This is a genomic window from Denitrificimonas caeni, from assembly GCF_027498055.1.
In the GTDB taxonomy this organism is placed as follows: Bacteria; Pseudomonadota; Gammaproteobacteria; order Pseudomonadales; family Pseudomonadaceae; genus Denitrificimonas.
Genome location: NZ_CP114976.1, coordinates 2,610,215 through 2,627,060, shown reverse-complemented (window position 1 = coordinate 2,627,060; position 16,846 = coordinate 2,610,215). Strand labels below are relative to the sequence as shown.

At 52.3% G+C, this 16,846-nt stretch carries 17 protein-coding genes; 15 read left to right on the top strand and 2 right to left on the bottom strand.

Going from position 1 to position 16,846, the window contains the following annotated elements; all coding sequences use genetic code 11:
- The first annotated feature begins 9 nt into the window (after nucleotides 1-9).
- The 8 genes from O6P33_RS12240 (at nucleotide 10) to O6P33_RS12205 (ending at nucleotide 8,405) form a co-directional block, all read left to right on the top strand.
- Entirely contained in the window at nucleotides 10-1,935 is a 1,926-nt protein-coding gene (locus O6P33_RS12240) for a vWA domain-containing protein (RefSeq protein ID WP_269819532.1), read from the top strand.
- Nucleotides 1,936-2,637: an ABC transporter ATP-binding protein gene (locus O6P33_RS12235; RefSeq protein WP_269818052.1), complete on the top strand. Its 702-nt coding sequence runs from the start codon at nucleotides 1,936-1,938 to the stop codon at nucleotides 2,635-2,637.
- Nucleotides 2,618-3,841: an ABC transporter permease gene (locus tag O6P33_RS12230; RefSeq protein WP_269818051.1), complete on the top strand. Its 1,224-nt coding sequence runs from the start codon at nucleotides 2,618-2,620 to the stop codon at nucleotides 3,839-3,841. The genes O6P33_RS12235 and O6P33_RS12230 overlap by 20 nt, the downstream gene beginning before the upstream one ends.
- Entirely contained in the window at nucleotides 3,831-5,372 is a 1,542-nt protein-coding gene (locus O6P33_RS12225; RefSeq protein WP_420094945.1) for an SUMF1/EgtB/PvdO family nonheme iron enzyme, read from the top strand. Before O6P33_RS12230 ends, O6P33_RS12225 begins: the two co-directional genes overlap by 11 nt.
- A 23-nt stretch (nucleotides 5,373-5,395) precedes the next feature.
- The gene (locus O6P33_RS12220; RefSeq protein WP_269818050.1) at nucleotides 5,396-6,127 is read left to right on the top strand and encodes a hypothetical protein; all 732 of its coding nucleotides are present in this window, start codon (nucleotides 5,396-5,398) and stop codon (nucleotides 6,125-6,127) included.
- Between the two features lie 4 nt (nucleotides 6,128-6,131).
- On the top strand, nucleotides 6,132-6,626 hold the full coding sequence (locus tag O6P33_RS12215; RefSeq protein ID WP_269818049.1) for a hypothetical protein: 495 nt from the start codon (nucleotides 6,132-6,134) through the stop codon (nucleotides 6,624-6,626).
- 66 nt (nucleotides 6,627-6,692) lie between these two features.
- Complete coding sequence (locus O6P33_RS12210) at nucleotides 6,693-7,964, top strand: hypothetical protein (RefSeq protein ID WP_269818048.1); 1,272 nt, start codon at nucleotides 6,693-6,695, stop codon at nucleotides 7,962-7,964.
- A gap of 87 nt (nucleotides 7,965-8,051) precedes the next feature.
- Nucleotides 8,052-8,405 carry a hypothetical protein gene (locus tag O6P33_RS12205; RefSeq protein ID WP_269818047.1) on the top strand — a complete coding sequence of 118 codons (354 nt, stop codon included), beginning with the start codon at nucleotides 8,052-8,054 and terminating at the stop codon, nucleotides 8,403-8,405.
- Between the two features lie 90 nt (nucleotides 8,406-8,495).
- On the opposite strand, the gene O6P33_RS12200 is transcribed toward O6P33_RS12205, so the two are convergent.
- Both O6P33_RS12200 and O6P33_RS12195 read right to left on the bottom strand, forming a co-directional pair.
- Nucleotides 8,496-9,464, bottom strand: a complete 969-nt coding sequence (locus O6P33_RS12200; RefSeq protein ID WP_269818046.1) for an asparaginase — start codon at nucleotides 9,462-9,464, stop codon at nucleotides 8,496-8,498.
- Between the two features lie 124 nt (nucleotides 9,465-9,588).
- Nucleotides 9,589-10,656 carry an RNA-guided endonuclease InsQ/TnpB family protein gene (locus tag O6P33_RS12195; RefSeq protein ID WP_269818045.1) on the bottom strand — a complete coding sequence of 356 codons (1,068 nt, stop codon included), beginning with the start codon at nucleotides 10,654-10,656 and terminating at the stop codon, nucleotides 9,589-9,591.
- Nucleotides 10,657-10,706: 50 nt separating this feature from the next.
- On the opposite strand from O6P33_RS12195, the gene O6P33_RS12190 reads away from it, so the two are divergent.
- The 7 genes from O6P33_RS12190 to O6P33_RS12160 all read left to right on the top strand — a co-directional run bounded on the left by O6P33_RS12190 (nucleotide 10,707) and on the right by O6P33_RS12160 (nucleotide 16,691).
- Nucleotides 10,707-11,792 carry a hemin-degrading factor gene (locus tag O6P33_RS12190; protein ID WP_269819530.1) on the top strand — a complete coding sequence of 362 codons (1,086 nt, stop codon included), beginning with the start codon at nucleotides 10,707-10,709 and terminating at the stop codon, nucleotides 11,790-11,792.
- 1 nt (nucleotide 11,793) lies between these two features.
- Nucleotides 11,794-12,444 carry a MotA/TolQ/ExbB proton channel family protein gene (locus tag O6P33_RS12185; RefSeq protein WP_269818044.1) on the top strand — a complete coding sequence of 217 codons (651 nt, stop codon included), beginning with the start codon at nucleotides 11,794-11,796 and terminating at the stop codon, nucleotides 12,442-12,444.
- A complete protein-coding gene (locus tag O6P33_RS12180) occupies nucleotides 12,441-12,863 on the top strand; it encodes a biopolymer transporter ExbD (RefSeq protein WP_269818043.1) in 423 nt (140 codons plus the stop codon). The genes O6P33_RS12185 and O6P33_RS12180 overlap by 4 nt, the downstream gene beginning before the upstream one ends.
- Nucleotides 12,847-13,767, top strand: a complete 921-nt coding sequence (locus O6P33_RS12175) for a heme/hemin ABC transporter substrate-binding protein (RefSeq protein WP_269818042.1) — start codon at nucleotides 12,847-12,849, stop codon at nucleotides 13,765-13,767. Before O6P33_RS12180 ends, O6P33_RS12175 begins: the two co-directional genes overlap by 17 nt.
- An 86-nt stretch (nucleotides 13,768-13,853) precedes the next feature.
- Nucleotides 13,854-14,888, top strand: a complete 1,035-nt coding sequence (locus O6P33_RS12170) for a FecCD family ABC transporter permease (RefSeq protein ID WP_269818041.1) — start codon at nucleotides 13,854-13,856, stop codon at nucleotides 14,886-14,888.
- 66 nt (nucleotides 14,889-14,954) lie between these two features.
- Complete coding sequence (locus O6P33_RS12165) at nucleotides 14,955-15,722, top strand: heme ABC transporter ATP-binding protein (RefSeq protein ID WP_269818040.1); 768 nt, start codon at nucleotides 14,955-14,957, stop codon at nucleotides 15,720-15,722.
- 45 nt (nucleotides 15,723-15,767) lie between these two features.
- Nucleotides 15,768-16,691 (top strand): ChaN family lipoprotein, encoded by a 924-nt coding sequence (locus O6P33_RS12160; protein ID WP_269818039.1) that lies wholly within the window; start codon nucleotides 15,768-15,770, stop codon nucleotides 16,689-16,691.
- Nucleotides 16,692-16,846: the final 155 nt, after the last annotated feature.

The window sequence follows — 16,846 nt, the reverse complement described above, 5'->3', positions numbered from 1 at the left end:
TTAACCCGTATGGCTGTTAGCGCACTGACGGTGCTGACATTCAGCACCGCGGTCTTAGCCGCAGATAAACCCCTGTTGCAAGAAGGCAAAAAAACACTGTATCAGCGCGTCTTAACTCAGCCGGGCTGTACCTTGGCCAAGCAAATGGGGCAGCTGCAGGGCACTGAACAGGCGACCTTTAGTCGTTTTTATGTTTATGAGCGAGATAACAGCAGTGGCAGCGAGTGGCTAAAAGTTGGCCCAGACAGCTATGGCAATACCGTTGGCTGGTTACCTGCTAACTGCGTAGTGGATTGGAAAATGCAGCTCACCTTAGCCTTTACCAATCCGGCGAACCGTGATCCTTTGTTGTTTTTTAAAGACCGGCAAAGCTTAGAAGATATTTTAGATAGCGAAGACCCAGCCAGTGCCGTTGAGCCATTGCGCGCAGCCTTGCAAGCCAAGCAAACTGCAGACAATGTGCTGGCGCAAGAGCCGGCACTCTTTGTCGATATTCAAAAGGAGTTTTACCTTCTCCCCATTTTAAGTGGCGAAGAGGTGATGACCGAGGAAGGCTTTCGCACCCGCGTGCTCAATGTTGCCTCAGTCACAGAAAAAGATAGCAGCAACGATTTGAGCGCAGCAGATACCAGCAAGCAGCTCAAAGAGTTTAGTGCGGCGGTGGTGTTTGTGATTGACTCCACCATCTCCATGCAACCCTACATTGAGCGTACCCGTCAGGCGGTGAAAGATATTTATCAGCGGGTTGAAGCGGAAAATCTAGGCAAACAAGTTAAGTTTGGATTGATCTCATTTCGCAGCAGCTTGAAAGACCGCCCGGGCTTGGAGTATCTAACCAAGATGTATGTCGATCCTAACGATGTACAAAGTGGCGATGACTTCTTAAATAAAATCAAAGACCTCAATCAAGCTAAAGTCTCAACAGCATATTGGTATGAAGACCCCTATGCAGGGGTGATGCATGCGCTGGATAACGTCAACTGGAATGAGTTTGGCGCGCGCTATATCGTCTTGATTACCGATGCCAGTGCGATGGAAGGCGATGATGTTTTAAGCTCCACCGGCTTAGGTGCAGAGCAGGTGCGCATTGAAGCCAGTAAACCCGGCGTGGCCATTTACACACTGCACTTGAAAACGCCGCAGGGTAAACATGACCACGCCCGTGCGCAAAACCAGTATCAAACCCTGTCAACCTACAGTGGCACCAATACTTCGCTGTATTACTCGGTTGATGCCGGTGATGTGAATCAGTTTGGCCGCAAAGTGGATGCTTTAGCGAATGCGATTACCAACCAAGTCAAAGCAGCGTACTTGGGTGATGAGGCGGTGGGCAGCGCAACCTATGCACAAACTGCAGAAGAAGAGCAGTTGCTCAAAGATGCTCAGTTGATTGGTCACGCCATGGAGCTGAAATACTTAGGCAGTAAAACCGGCGCGACCGCACCGTCTGAGTTTAATGCTTGGGTCAGTGACCGCGACTTGGTGAAGCAGAATATCCCCACCACAGATGTGCGGGTATTACTGACCAAAGCTCAGCTGAGCGACCTCAGTGACATTATGCGCGAGATCCTAAATGCGGCCAATGAAGGTTTAATTTCCCCGTCAGAAATGTTCAACCGCTTGCGTTCAGTGGCAGCCACCATGGGCACCGACCCCAACCAGTTGCAACAAAAAGACAGCACCAAGCTGGCTGAGCTGGGAGTGATGGGGGAGTACTTAGAAGACTTACCTTACCAAAGTGAAGTGCTTAATCTTGATGAAGAAACTTGGAAAGGCTGGGATGGTTTAGCCCAAGAGAAGTTTATTCGCAATGTCAGCACCAAGCTGCGCCACTACCAGCGCTACAACGCCGATGTTGATCGCTGGGTAAAACTTACGGCAACTGCTGATGCCCGTGAAGATGTGTACCCAGTACCGCTGGAGATGATGCCTTAAATGCTTAGTGTGCAGGGATTGAAAATAACCCGAGGGAGCGGCAGTCAGCAACACAGTGTGCACTTACCGCAGCTTGAACTCGCCGCTGGTCAAGTGCTGGCGGTGACCGGGGAAAGTGGTTGCGGAAAAAGCACTTTGCTCGAAGCACTGGGTTTACTGCTAAAACCGCAGCAGGTGGATATCTTTCAGTTGGGGCAGCCCTCGATTGATATTGTCGAGCTGCAGCTTAAGCAAAATGAAACCCAGCTGGCGCGTATTCGTGCCCAACGTTTGGGCTTTGTGTTGCAAAGCGGTGGCTTATTACCCTATCTCAATGTGCGCGATAACATTCAGTTATCCCGGCGGATTTTAGGCTTGCCAGCAGACAGTGAGCGTTTGCAGCAGGCCATCGCCACCCTTAGGCTTGAGCATCTTTTGAATAAGTTACCGCAAGCGTTATCCATTGGTGAGCGTCAGCGGGTGGCGTGTTTGCGCGCCATTGCCCATGAGCCACAGTTACTCTTGGCTGATGAGCCTACAGCGGCATTGGATCCGCACAGTGCCAGACGTTTATTTGATGTGTTTCTAGAAATGGTCAGTGCTTTGCAGCTCAGCGCCTTGGTGGTGTCCCATGACTGGGCGCTGGTGCAAGAATTTAATTTACCGATTTTGCAAGCTCACAGTGAGCCAGGAGTGACGACTTTTGCGCTCGCCAACCATTAGTTTTTCGCTATTACTGCGCCTTGCGGTTTTTGACCTTTGGCATGACCGCAAGGTGTCTTTTTGTATTGCGGCGTCCTTGGTTGCGGTGATTGCGCCGTTGCTATTGTTGTTTGGCTTAAAGCACGGTGTGGTCAATCAGCTGCAAGCAGAGCTGCTCAGCGATCCGCGCAACCTTGAAATTAAAATGCTCGCCAGCGGCAATTATAGCGCGGACTGGATTGAACAATTGCAACAGCGGCCCGGTGTCGGTTTTGCCATTGGCCAAACGCGCTCACTGAACACGCAAGCCGACTTGATTGTTGATAATCGCAATTTTGTCGAAAACGCAGAAATTGTGCCGACCGCCGCCAATGATCCCCTGTTAAATACAGCCATGAGTGATCTGCAGGCAGGGCAAACAATTTTAAGCCACAGTGCTGCCCAGCGTTTAAATGCTAAAGCCGGCGATCGCGTGCGGATGCGTGCCTTGCGCAAGCTGGATCAAGTCAATGAACGTGGCGAGCTGGAGTTAGAGGTGGTTGCGGTGTTGGATGCCGCACGTTTCTCACGCCCTGCAGCCTTTGTGAACTTACCGCTATTGGTGGCTTTAGAGCAGTTTCGAGACGGGGTTAAACTGCCTGAGTTTGGTTTAACAACCGGGATTGAGCGCCACCAGCAACCGCTTACTTTCTCTAAAGTGCGGCTCTATGCACACAGCGTCGATGATGTGGCTCCCTTGAGTGATTGGCTGGCGCAGCAGCGCATTGAAAGCAGCAGTCGCTTGGCCGAAATTGACAGTGTTAAAGCCATTAATCGCGTGCTGACCCTGATTTTTGCCGTGATTGCCATTACCGCATTAGTGGGTTGTGTGGCTTCTTTAGTGGGGGCTTTTTTAGCCAATATAGACCGCAAGCGCAAAGATCTGGCTGTGCTTAGGCTGTTGGGCTTTACCCATATTGCCGTGGCAATGTATGTGATTATCCAAGCCTTGGTGATTACCGTCTTGGCCTACATTGTTGGGCTGGGCTTGTACGCCATTGCCAGTGAATTATTCAATCAGTTATTAGTCGGTAACCAAAGCACCAGTAACTTCAGCTGTGAAATCAGCTTTATGCACGCTGTGTACGCCTTAGTCTTTGCTTTACTGATTGCTGTGGTTGTGTCGTGTATTGGTGCATTACGCGCTATTGGAATTGAACCTGCGGAGAGTTTACGTGAACTATAAATCTTGGCTGAACTTAACTGCACTGACTGCGGCATTGTCCCTGGCATCATTGGCGCAAGCAGAAATCACTTGGAATGAGAAATATTACAATCCAGCGCCTTTAGCGGATGATGTGATTTTACCGATGCCCTGTGGCGGTGCCATGGCCTTTCGCCAAGTGTTTATTCCCTCGAGCAACCCCATGGATGACCACGCGATTCGCTTAGGGCAAGACAGCGAGGAGTGGGGCTATGTTGAGCACACCCGGCCGGCTTTTATTGCCGGTAGCTTTTCCGAAAAAAACCAACAATCGCGTTATTACTTAATTGGCAAATATGAAGTGAGCCAGTTGCAGTCCAGTGCGCTACAAGCTGGTGAGTGCGTCAAACCCTCGAATAAACTGCGGTTACCCGCCGTCGATATGAGCTGGATGAGCGCCATGGGCATCGCTGATCAGTACAACCTTTGGTTGCGTGAACATGCCGCGAACGCACTGCCTAAAGAAGACGGCGTGATGGGTTTTGTGCGCCTGCCCACTGAAGTGGAATGGGAGTTTGCTGCGCGCGGTGGTCTAGAAGTGGCCAGCGCCGACTTTCGTGATAACCGTTACCCCATGCCGGAGGGGATGAATAACTACGAGTGGTTTGCTGGCGCGCAATCGGCCAATGGCAAGCTGCAACTCAGTGGTTTATTACAGGCTAACCCGTTGGGCCTGCACGATATGCTGGGCAATGCCTCAGAAATGATGTTTGAATCCTTTCGCCTTAATAAACTCGACCGCAACCACGGGCAAGCCGGTGGCTATATTGTCCGCGGCGGTAACTTTCTCAGCCAGCAAGATGCCATTACCAGCACCAATCGCCGTGAAGAAGCCTATTACTCAGAGACGGGCGAGCAAAGCAATAAGGCCACTGGTTTTCGTTTAGTGCTGACGGCACCGATTCTCACCTCCCGCGAACGCGTAGCCAATATTGGCGAAAGCTGGAAACAGCTGGGCAGTGGCAGTGCGCTGGATGGCAGTGAAAACACCACCTCAGAGCTGGTTAAAATTGCTGCCGCTGTTGAAGACAAGGCACTGAAAGAGCAACTCAAAGACATTGAAAACCAGCTGCGGGCCAGCAATCAGCAGCAAGAAGAGGCGCGTAATCAAGCCATTCGTGCCAGCCTGAATCTGGGGGCCTTCTTGTGTACGAAAATGCTCGATGATGGCCAGTATCTGGAGTTTCTGGAAAACAATTACAGCATGAGCTGTATGAACGAAGAACCTGCCAGTACCTGTCCAGCGCGTAAAGCCAAGCTGATTGAACAGCAAGAACGCTTAGAAAAACTGGGCAGCTATTATGCCAGCAGTCTGATTGATGCAGCCAACCTCTATGGGCAGCCTGCGATCAAGGCGCAAGTGCCTGTGATGAACGAGCTGATTGAGCGCAATAAAAGACTCAAAGAGCTCAAGCCCTACCTGGACACGCACTGGGAGAACCAACAGTTTTACTTCAACACCCAACAAATAAAAACCAGCCAATGGCTTAATAACTGCAAAGCAGTTCGTTAAAAACACATCCAAGGAACGATTCCATGCACAAGACAAAATTGTTTAATCACACCACGCTGCTCAGTTTAGTGATGACTGGGGCTATTTTGTTGAGCGGTTGCGCCAATACGGGCAGCGGCATGCTCGGTAGCAATAACTCTGCTGATCCACGCTTAACCAACACTGAGTCGGCTAAGTTTTTTAGTAAGTCCGGCTATCAAGCTTGTGCTGTAGCGGCTGGCGCTGGTGTTTTAGCGTGCTTGGCGTCCAATTCAAGCAATAAAGCGGTATGCGCCGTAGCTGCGGGGGTAGCTGCGTGTGGTGTGGCCATGGGCGCCAACTATTACCTTGATGACCGCCGCTCCAAATACTCAGATACGACGCAGCGCTTAGCAGCCATGACCCAAGATATTCAAGAAGACACGGATCGTGTAGTGCAGCGCACCGAAGTTGCCCAGCGTGTGATGGCCGATGATAAAGCCACCCTAGCGCAAATCAAACGGGATATGGCCAGCAAGCGCCTGGATATCGCCAAAGCCAATAAAGACCTCGCGACTGTGGACAGCAACATTGCTTTGCTCAATAAAGACTTAGCCAACATGAAAAGTAAGGCGGCAGAGTATGCCAAAGCTGCAGAGCAAGAGCGTGCTGAAGGGGCGGGTAATAAAGTTGATCTGATGGATAAAGAAATCAATCGGATGAATCAAAAAGTGGCCTTACTGGAATCTGAAATCGATGGTTTATACAACCAGCGTTCAGCCATTACTTTAGGATAAGACGATGAACAAGTTAGTTCTGCGTGGTTGTCTGTTTAGCTTGGCCTTGCTCAGTGGTTGTGCAAGTCAGGTGCAGTGCGACTCCACTAAAACAGACCCGAGCATGCTCGAAAAACTCAATTGCGATGTTGGCGGTGGCTATCAGCGTCAAGTCCAACAAGGCGAACAGAACGTGCTCGATGCACGGGCGCAAAATGAGTTATTTCGCGCGGTGTACGCCGATATTGACGCGCAGCGCAAAGCCGTGCGGCAAGACTTAGTTGGCCAGCAGCAAGATATGGCCAAGTTGCAAAGTAATCTGGATAACTTGCTCAGCCAGCTGAAAAAGAAATATGCCGGCAAGCAAGACATCTTGCAGAAGATTACTGAGCTGGAGCGGCAAGCCAAAAGCTTACAGCAGAGCAACAGTAATGATCCCGATGTGATCAGCGCTAAGCAGCAACAGTTGGTTGAGTTACAGCGTAAAATCAGCCATTTAGAATTGAGCTTGGGGTATTAACCCCAGTTCCAATAACGCGGCAATCCTCAGTGTTTGCCGCTTTTTTTATTGAGTGGCGTGACCGTTATGCAACGAATTGTCCGCACTGATGTGCTCTTTGCAACGCTTAATAGCAGTGCTAGAAAGGTTAATAGCGAACTCAATCGCGCCTGTCCGCCACACTTGGCTAATATGTTTGCCACCCTGCGCGAAGGCAGCGATGGGCATATGGAATGGTGGACACCCTTAGGCGGGCAAGCCATTGCCTTGGCAGACTTAGAGGCTGAGCAAAAAGCCCAGTTTCTTACGCTTCTTGAGCAACGCAAGCAGTCGCTCCTGGCGTTTGCCGAGCACCTCGACGGCGAACAGGACCATGAGAGTGCCAATGCCATCCGCTGGATTATGCGCGACACCGACTTCACTAAAGTCTATAGCGTTGATAATCAGCCAGTCATCGTTGGCTGGCACCGCTATATTGTGGAAAAGCCCGCTGTGGCTCCCAAAACACCAGTAGCACCCATTGCACCTGCGGCGACTACTGCTGCGCTTAAAAAACGTCGCCTCTGGCCGTGGCTGATTTTATTGTTATTGCTGTTGGCTGCGGCGCTTTTAGCTGGGTGGTTGTGGCAGAGTAAAGCGCCGCTCTTTAGCAATGAGGCCGTCGCCTCTGCAGGCAATAGCAGTGGTTTGACGCGCTACGCCTGCAGTGCCAAGGAAAACCAAGCAGTGCCTGACTTTGTCACAGTCTTTGATACCTCAGGTTCGATGAACCTCAATATTAATGCTACAGCGGCCGATGAAGAGTGGTGGTTTGGCCGCCAAGTTGAGAGCGAAATTGATTTTGCGCGGCAAACACGAATTTTTAGTGCGCCAACTCGCGAAGATGTCGCCAAGCAGGCTTATGGGCAAATGCTCAGTAACTTGCACCCTGATATTGATACGCGCTTGGTGACCTTTAATGGCTGCGCAGCCTTGGTTGATCACGGGGTGTTTACTGCCAAGCAACGCCCAGAATTAATGGCAACACTGATGGATACACCGGCTGACCAAGGCACACCTTTAGCCGCCAGCTTAAGACACGCAGCCGCCCGTGTGGATGGCGTGGATAAAGAAGCCATTATTATTTTATTTATTGATGGGGAAGATGGTTGCGGAGAAAACGTGTGCGCCCTGAGCAGGCAAATTGCACAGCAGCAGCCTCGATTAAAAATAAATGTGGTGGATGTCAGCGGTAATGGGCTATCCAGTTGCGCAGCAGAACTGACCGGCGGGCGCATTTACAGCTCACAAGATATCGCGCAGATTGATGATTTTTTTGTCCAAGCGGCAGCAGAGCTGGCCAACAGCAGTTGTGAATAAAACACAGCAAAGCTATACACACAACGCACTACCGCGTATTGATAGCTTTACCAAAACGGCACATGGGGTGCCACACAAGGAGCACGTATGAACGCAGTAAAAAATGTAGCGAAACTGGGCCTCGGATTGGCACTCACAGCAGCTCTGACTGCGTGTGGGAGTGGGCCTTCAGAATCGGATGTGCGTAAGGCTTTTGATACCGCGCTCGCCGAGCAAAAAGCCCTGATTGATGACAGTTTAGGGGCAGATGTACAAAAAATGCTGGCGGGCATTATGCCGGAAATTGAAATTATCTCAGTGAAAGATTGTAAGCCCGCAGAAGACGATATCTATGTGTGTGACGTTGAGGCCAAAATCTCGGCCGCTGGTAAATCAGCCACCACGGTCGAAGCAGTGCCTTTGCAAAAGAACACCTCCGGTCAGTGGCAAATTATTGACTAGGCGGCAGTTTCTGCAGACTTATGCTTTAACAAAAAAACCGCGTACTCTCAGCAACTGCGTGCGCGGTTTACGCCAAACTCAAGCGCAAGTTTAAGCGGCTTGCGCTTGGCTGAGCAGGTGTAATAACAACCAGATTCGAGCTTTTTGCGGGGGTAAATCACCCAAAGTCAGTAAATCCAAGTCGCGGTAACATTCAATTGGCAGCACCGCACCAGCGCCCACCCGTGAGCTCATGACCACGGGAATCCCACGAGCACGGATTTTGGCCACGGCTTGCTCCTCCGCAGGCGAACAACGTCCCGCCCCAGTGCCTGCAATCACCACACCATCCAATTGTGTCTGCGCCAATAAGGCTTCTAACAGCTGATGGTCAGCCCCCGCGTGGGAATAGATAATCGGCACATAGGGTATGCGCGCAGGGGTTGTGACCGTCCGAAACGGGCTGTTTAGCGTATGCGCAGAGAGTGAGCTGTGCATAAAGTGAACCTGATGGTTGGCTTCAATGCGGCCCACTGGCCCGGTGTTGGCGGCTTGGAAACTTTCTACATGATAGGTGTGGGTTTTACTCACATCTTGCGCTGAGTAGATTTTGTTATTCATCACCACCAGCACCCCTTGCCCAGCAGCTTGCGGGCAGGCTGCCACCTGAAAGCTATTGAGCAAATTAAAATAGGCATCACTGCCAAGGGCTGAGAAAGGTTTTTGCGCCCCGGTAATAATCACAGGCTTGCTGGTGTTTAAGGTCAGGTGCAAAAAGTAAGCAGTTTCTTCCAAGGTGTTGGTGCCTTGGCTAATCACCACCGCATCTTGTTGCAGCAGGCATTGCTCAATGCGTTCTTTTAAGTCGAACCAGTGCGCAGTATCAATGGCAGTGCTGGTGACGTTGTGCAGCTGTACCCAATCAATATTGGCCACAGTGGTCAGCTCAGGAAGCGCTTCGAGAAAGTCCGTCGCACGGTAATACCCTGAGCGATAGTCACAGAGTTCTAAGCGGTCAGGGTGATGGGCTGAAACAGTCCCGCCTAAGGCAAAAAAAGTGATATTGGGCACATCAAGCACGTTTTACTCCTTAGCTTTCCTTGGATGGGCTGCATGCTTAATAATGCAGCCCATTGCCGAGTTGAGAGTAAGCTTGATTGAGCCTACTCAGGTACAGTCTTAGCTAATTGACATCCTCCCCGACCTAAAGGGCGGGGATTCCTACAGCTAGACGGCCATGCCCGACCGCGAGAATGTTCTTGGCCGCGTTTACATCGCGGTCGCTGTGCGTGACACCACACGCACTGCACGTCCATTCTCTTATTCCAAGCCCTGCGATACCTCTCGGCCTCGATTCGGGCAAACTGCCACAACTCGAACAGGTTTGGGTGGTGTATGCCTCGTTGACTTCCTTAAAAACAATGCCTGCGTGAGCGCACTTATAGTCCAACATTGTTTTTAATTGACCCCAGCCAGCGTCCAACACTGACTTGGCCATCTTGGTTTTAACGAGTTTTAAACTACTGACATTGCCGACATAGATTTCGCCGCAGCGGTTGACCAACGTGCGACTGAACTTGTGCAGCGTATCTTTTCTACGGTTAGCAATCTTGGCGTGAATGGTTTTGACTTGGGTTTTATTTCTCGCCCGTTGTGCTATGGCTAATTTTTCCTCAAGACCCCGATAGAAGCGACCCGCCTCCAGCTTTGTGCCGTCCGAGCAGGTGGCGGTGTCGGTTAAGCCAAGATCAATACCGATACGGTCTTGACCTGCTGGGATTTCAGCCTGCACATCAACCACCACATTAAAATACCAGCGGCCACGGGCATCTTCGTTAAAACTGGCAGAGCGAAACTTGTATTGGCTCAAGCCAAAACTGTCCCACACGTTGAAGTAGTGGCCGTTGTGGTAGACCTGACCATTTTTCCACTGTGCCGCAGCCGTATTAACGGGAATCCAGCCAAGTGAACGCCTGACACCACCCGATTTGCGCCAATTCAACCGCGCCTTATTAAACTGTTTGCGGCGCGTGACATACTCAGCTGCAATACGCTGCACTGTTTGGCTGTGTAGCCCTAAGTCCTTACCTGCGCCATTGGTATATTTCTGAACATCATAGGCAGACAAAAACACACCACGCTCTTTAATCGAGCGCTGGCTTAATTCATTGACAAAGTTCCAGACGAAATTGACACTTCGAGCCATGCTGTTTAGCAGTGGTCGGTGCTTATCTCGAATGCGAACTTTTAATGTTTTGGTGTGCTTTATCATGCTGTATATAATACCAGTACCAACCTATATTGCAAAGACTTGAACAACCTATTAGGGGCTGCTTACGCCGCCCTAGCTATCCATCCTCGCACTCAAAGTACGAGGCTTTCCGCGATTTTGGTAACGAGCAGCCCCGCTTAAGAGCGCGTAACGCTGCGCAGCATTTATCCGTGAGTGAAGCAGAGTTATTGGCTTGCCGAGTGGGCGAGGACGCACTGTTATTGCGCCCAGATTGGTCAGAGTTGCTGCCGGCTTTATTGAGCTTAGGTGAAGTGATGGTGCTGACCCGCAATGAGCATTGTGTTCATGAACGCCATGGTTTTTACCGTGACACCACGGTTATGGCCAACGGCAAAATGGGCATTGTGGTTTCCGCAGATATTGATTTGCGTTTGTTTTTAAGTGGTTGGCACAGCGCCTTTGCCTTGACCGAAGAAGGCCAGCGCGGCACGCAGCGCAGCCTGCAGTTTTTTGATCGACAAGGGGTTGCCGTGCACAAGGTGTACCTCACAGATAACAGCGACTTAACTGCGTGGGCGGCATTGTTGACGCGCTTTGCGGCACCTGAGCAAGTGACCGAACTGGCCCTGGAGCCGGCTGCAGAAAAGCCTGCGGAGTTGGCTGACAGCGAAATTGATGTGGATAGCCTAAGGGCGCGTTGGGCGCGATTAAAAGATACCCACCACTTTTTTGCCTTGCTGAAAAAAATGCACACCACCCGTACGCAAGCTTTGCGTCTGGCCGGTGCCGAATGGGCAGAGCGTTTATCCACAGCCGCCTTGCCACAGTTATTTGCTCAAGCGGCAGATCAGCAGTTAGCCATTATGGTGTTTGTTGGCAATGACCACTGTGTACAGATTCACAGCGGCACAGTGACCAACCTGCGCTGGGTCGGGGATTGGTTCAATGTGCTTGATCCTGAGTTCAGCATGCATTTAAAAGCCAATGCAGTTACCCAGTTATGGCGGGTGCGCAAACCCACCACGGACGGCGTAATCACCAGTTGGGAGGCGTACGATGCGCAGGGCAACTTAGTGGTGCAGTTGTATGGCGTGCGTAAACCAGGGCTGGCCGAGTGTGAAAACTGGCGCGCGCTGGCTGAGAGCTTTCCTGCGTTAACTTTGCTGGAGGACTAGCATGCCTGCCTGGTTTATCAGTATGGGGCCGCTGGGTTGGCCCCTCGCTTTGTGTTCATTGCTAGCGCTAGCGCTGGTATTTGAACGCTTGAGTGTGTTTTTACAGCTGCAACCCATCAGTCAAAAAACCCTGACTGACAGTGCCGCAGTGTGTTTGACATGCACCCAGCAGCCTTGCCATAAGCGCCCGAAAGGCTGGCGCTACGGTTTGGCGTTGCTGGAGCGCCATGCCAGCTTGGCCGCAGCGCAACGTGAAGAAGTTTTGGGCTGCTGGCTGCAAGAAGAACGCTGCCGTTTGAACCGGCATTTGCGGGTTTTGCAAATGGTTGGAGTGCTTGCGCCAATGCTGGGCTTGCTGGGTACGGTGTTGGGCATGGTGACTATGTTTGCCGGAATTGCCGAACAAAACAGCCCAGTGACGCCGGCTTTATTGGCCGATGGCTTATGGCAAGCCTTGTACACCACTGTTTGGGGTTTAGTGATTGCCATTCCTGCGCTGGCGGCGGGGCAGGGCTTTAGTTTCTGGGCTGAGCGCTATTTGGAGCGGGTGCAGATTTTGCTCAACCGTTGCCATCTAGCCTTTAACGGCTTGGATCTGGGCTTGCTCGACAGCGCGTCAGAGCAAGCCAGCCTGCAATGGGAGGCGGCATGATTGGTTTGCCGCACAGGGCTGTGCCAAGCGCCAGTTTGCTGCCGGATCTGACGCCCTTGTTGGACGTGATTTTTATTGTGCTGGTGTTCTTTTTACTGACCGCGCAGCAGCCGTTATTGGAGCTGCCGCTGGATTTACCCAAGAGTAGCGCAGGGTTGTCCGCAGTCAGTCAGGCGCCGGCGGAGCGCATGGTGATACGTCTGGATGAGCAAGGTGTTTGGCGTTTTGCTGGCCAGCCGCAAGCTGACTTTCAGCACTTGCAGGACGCGTTACAAGCCAAGCCGCCGCAGGCTGTGGATTTGGCCTTGCATCGGCACGCACCACTGGAGAAGTTTTTGCAGCTGTTAGCTTTGCTGCAAACCTTAGGCATTGATGACACTCAAATTTTAATGGAGGCACAAGGTGATCAAGCAGATTAAGTTTTTTACCCTGCTCATGCTGGCGCAAGGCTTGGCTTGGGCAGATGAGCCGCGCACTGCCGCATCCAGCGACGTTGTAGCTACAGCGCCAGCGCAGGTGGAGCGGGTGATCAGTGCCGGCGGCTCGATTTCTGAATGGTTAGTGGCCATGGGTGGTCAGGCGCAATTGGTCGGAGTGGACACCACCAGCTTGCATCCCGCGGCTTTGCAAGAGCTGCCCAGTATTGGCTATCAACGCCAGTTAGCTGCCGAGGGCGTGTTAACTTTGCAGCCGCAAATTTTATTTGGCAGTGAAGAGATGGGGCCGCCAACGGTGCTGGAGCAATTGCGCGCCTCCGGTGTGCACATTGAAACGTTGGCGGTGGCCACAGATCTTCAGGCGTTACGCAGCAGTGTCCGGCGCATGGGTGAATTAACTGGGCATCAGCAGCAAGCAGAACAGGCTTTGCAAGACTTTATGCAGGCCATGGCCGTGCAGCAACAGCAGTTAACCGCCATACACAGCGCCGCACCGCGGGTGCTTTTGGTGTTTTCTGCTGGGCAGGGCAATCCGCTGGCAGCAGGCACTGGCACCGTGGGTGATTGGTTAATTAAACAGGCCGGCGGTGAAAACTTAGCTGTGCACGAAGGTTTTAAAGCCTTATCCACGGAGTCGCTGCTGGCCTTAAATCCACAAGTGATTATTGTGGCTGATCGCCACAGTCAGGGGCTGCAAGCATTAGAGGCTATGCTGTCGAGTGCGCCTGCTTTGCGGCATACTGCAGCGGTACAACAGAAACGCGTACTGGCCATTGATCCCACCTTATTAGTGGGTGGGTTAGGGCCGCGTATTCCTGAGCAAGTGGCGCAGCTTATGGCGCTGTTTTATCCGCAATTGTCCAACCAGCTGGCGCGGCAAAATTAACCTGAGCTGCTGGGCTGGATAGGTTTGCAGTGCGTTGGCGCATTGCTGTGTGTTGGGTTGGTCTACTTAAAAGTTGAATATGTTTGATGTTGAATAACAATTACAGGTTATTTGTCCTGCTGGGCATGCTGTTGCTCGTTGCTGTGGCGCTGTCATTGGCGCTTGGGCCGGTGAGTATCAGTCTGGACAATTTGGCGAAAGTGCTAGGGCGCAATCTGGGCTTTCGCGTGGACAGCACCCCAGCATTAGAGCAAGCCCAATTAATTGTCAGCCAAATTCGCTTGCCGCGCGCGCTGCTCGGTTTGGCCGTTGGTGCGGTGCTGGCGTTAACTGGTGTGGCGATGCAGGGTTTGTTCCGTAATCCGCTGGCTGATCCGGGGTTAATTGGCGTTTCCAGTGGCGCAGCACTGGGCGCGGCGGTGGCGATTGTCGGTGGGGCCATGTTGGGCGGTATTCCCGATGCTTTGAGTCCGTATATCTTATCCATATGTGCTTTTACCGGTGGTTTAGGAGTGACCGCGCTGGTTTACCGCTTAGGTCGGCGTGACGGTCAAACCCATGTGGCCACTATGTTATTAGCCGGTATTGCTTTGACGGCTTTAGCCGGTGCGGCGATTGGCTTGTTCACCTATTTAGCCGATGACGCCACCTTGCGCACCCTAACGTTCTGGAACTTGGGCAGTTTAAATGGCGCCAGTTATGCGCGTTTATGGCCACTGTTATTGATTACCTGTGCCGTGGCGTTGTGGTTACCCCGCCGTGCTAAAGCTTTAAATGCTTTGTTGCTGGGTGAGTCAGAGGCGCGGCACTTGGGTTTTTCCGTGGAGAAACTCAAGGGTGAACTGGTGTTTTGTACCGCGCTGGGGGTCGGTGCGGCAGTGGCTGCGGCAGGCATGATTGGTTTTGTCGGCTTAGTGGTGCCCCATGTGTTGCGCTTGGCAGTGGGGCCGGATCATCGGGTGTTATTACCAGCGGCAGCTTTAGCCGGGGCGAGCTTATTGCTCTTTGCTGATCTGGCCGCCCGTTTAGTGCTGGCACCGGCTGAGATGCCGATTGGGATTGTCACGGCCTTAATTGGTGCGCCGTTCTTTTTATATTTGCTGCTGAAAAGCCGTTTTTGAGCGCCAGTAGTTAGTTTTTAGCTGCGCAGCGGCGTGTGTTTTTCTGCAGTTTAGGAGTGGGTTTTAATGTTACAGGCTCGGCAAATAGAGGTGCGGCGTGGTCCTTGTGCGATTTTGCGTGAGGTGGATGTGGAGCTGCAGGCAGGACGGGTGACCGGTGTGCTGGGAGCTAACGGTGCCGGAAAAAGTACCTTATTAGCGGCTTTGTGTGGCGAGTTGCCCATTGCCGCCGGTGCCATTGCGCTTAATGGCCGTGCTTTACTGGATTGGCCCGATCAGCAGCGCGCGCAGTACTTGGCGGTATTGCCGCAGCAATCAACCCTGAACTTTGGTTTTCGGGTGGAAGAGGTGGTCGCCATGGGGCGTTTGCCCTATGACACTGGGCGGCAAATGGATAGGCAGATAGTGCAAGCAGCCTTGGTCGCGGCTGATAGCGAGCATTTATTGGGCCGCAGTTATTTGCAGTTGTCCGGTGGTGAGCGTCAGCGTGTGCATTTGGCGCGGGTGCTGGCGCAGTTGTGGCCTGGTGGCGCAGGGCAGGTTTTATTATTGGATGAACCCACCTCAATGTTGGACCCCTTGCATCAGCACAGTATTTTGCAGGCCGTGCGGCGCTTTGCTGAGCAAGGCGGAGCAGTGCTGGTGATTGTGCATGATTTAAATTTAGCCGCGCGTTATTGCGATGACTTGTTGTTGCTCAATCAAGGCAAAGTGTTTTCTGCGGGGACGCCAACAGAGGTATTGCGCGCCGATATCTTGCAAGAGGTGTTTGGCTTAGAAGTGTTGGTGCAGAAGCATCCAGAGCGTGATCATCCGCTGATTATTGCCCGCTGATTGTTGCTTGTGGCTGGTGCTAAATGAACTGTTTTGAGGTTGGTTATGAACTGGATTGCTGTGTTGTTGCTGGGTGTGTTGGCGGGCTGTCAGGTGGTTGGCAAGCCGCCAGTCACTGCAGTAGCGCAAGATGCTGCGTTAGCACCTGCGTTACCTGAGTGGCAGAGTCCGCGCGAGCGTGAGCATAAGCGGGTTGGGCAGATTATCGACTTGCGCACTGGCGCACAGATTAGCCCAGCGCAGTTACTGACTGAATTAGCCGCCGCGCCTGTGGTTTTACTGGGGGAGAAACATGACAACCCCGACCACCATGCTTTGCAGTTGTGGTTGTTGCAGGCGCTCGGCGGGCAACGTGCGCAGGGCAGTGTGGTGCTGGAAATGTTAACGGTGAATCAGCAGCCCACTGTTAGCGCGGTGCAAAAGCAGGTGCGCACGGGTGAGATACCGAAGGACTTGCCGCAGGCTTTAGAGTGGTATAAAGGCTGGGATTGGCAGCAGTATGGTGACTTGGTGAGCTATATCTTGGCGCAGCCTTACCCATTGCTGGCGGGGAATTTAGACCGCACGGCGTTAATGAGCATTTACCGTGATCCGCCTGTTTTAACCGGCTTACAGTCCACGGGCACTGAGGTAACCGAGCGTCTGCATGCGCATATCCGTGAAGCACACTGCAATAAATTGCCAGAAGCGCAGTTGCCGGCGATGTTAGCGGTTCAGCAGCAGCGCGACCGCAGTATGGCGCAAGTTATCTTGAGCGCCGCGCAGCCCACAATCTTGCTAGCCGGTGCTTATCATGTGCGTTATGACTTGGGAGTGCCCCTGCATTTAGCTGATCTGCAAGACACTGCAGAGCTGTCGCAACGGGTGCTTATTTTCGCCGAGGCCGATCAGGTTATTGAGGCAAAAAGCGCAGATTTTGTCTGGTACACCCCAGCCGTAGCAGAGCAGGATTATTGCGCCGACTTGTAAGGTGAGTAAGGTTTGTGTTGGTGATTGCTAGGATGGACTGCCGCGGCCTAAAGGCCTCGCAGAGACGGCTCTGTTGATTCTGTCTCTGCGAGGAGCGTAGCGACGTGGCAGTCCACAGCTCGGCACGGGGTTTGCGCCGCCGTGCCGATTTTGCC

Bases quoted from the DNA above. Each gene is read 5' to 3' on its own strand.
- O6P33_RS12170 (WP_269818041.1), top strand. From the start codon at position 13,854: ATGTTGAATAACAATTACAGGTTATTTGTCCTGCTGGGCATGCTGTTG.
- O6P33_RS12185 (WP_269818044.1), top strand. From the start codon at position 11,794: ATGCCTGCCTGGTTTATCAGTATGGGGCCGCTGGGTTGGCCCCTCGCT.
- O6P33_RS12165 (WP_269818040.1), top strand. From the start codon at position 14,955: ATGTTACAGGCTCGGCAAATAGAGGTGCGGCGTGGTCCTTGTGCGATT.
- O6P33_RS12240 (WP_269819532.1), top strand. From the start codon at position 10: ATGGCTGTTAGCGCACTGACGGTGCTGACATTCAGCACCGCGGTCTTA.
- O6P33_RS12220 (WP_269818050.1), top strand. From the start codon at position 5,396: ATGCACAAGACAAAATTGTTTAATCACACCACGCTGCTCAGTTTAGTG.
- O6P33_RS12160 (WP_269818039.1), top strand. From the start codon at position 15,768: ATGAACTGGATTGCTGTGTTGTTGCTGGGTGTGTTGGCGGGCTGTCAG.
- O6P33_RS12180 (WP_269818043.1), top strand. From the start codon at position 12,441: ATGATTGGTTTGCCGCACAGGGCTGTGCCAAGCGCCAGTTTGCTGCCG.
- O6P33_RS12235 (WP_269818052.1), top strand. From the start codon at position 1,936: ATGCTTAGTGTGCAGGGATTGAAAATAACCCGAGGGAGCGGCAGTCAG.
- O6P33_RS12210 (WP_269818048.1), top strand. From the start codon at position 6,693: ATGCAACGAATTGTCCGCACTGATGTGCTCTTTGCAACGCTTAATAGC.
- O6P33_RS12195 (WP_269818045.1), bottom strand. From the start codon at position 10,656: ATGATAAAGCACACCAAAACATTAAAAGTTCGCATTCGAGATAAGCAC.
- O6P33_RS12205 (WP_269818047.1), top strand. From the start codon at position 8,052: ATGAACGCAGTAAAAAATGTAGCGAAACTGGGCCTCGGATTGGCACTC.
- O6P33_RS12215 (WP_269818049.1), top strand. From the start codon at position 6,132: ATGAACAAGTTAGTTCTGCGTGGTTGTCTGTTTAGCTTGGCCTTGCTC.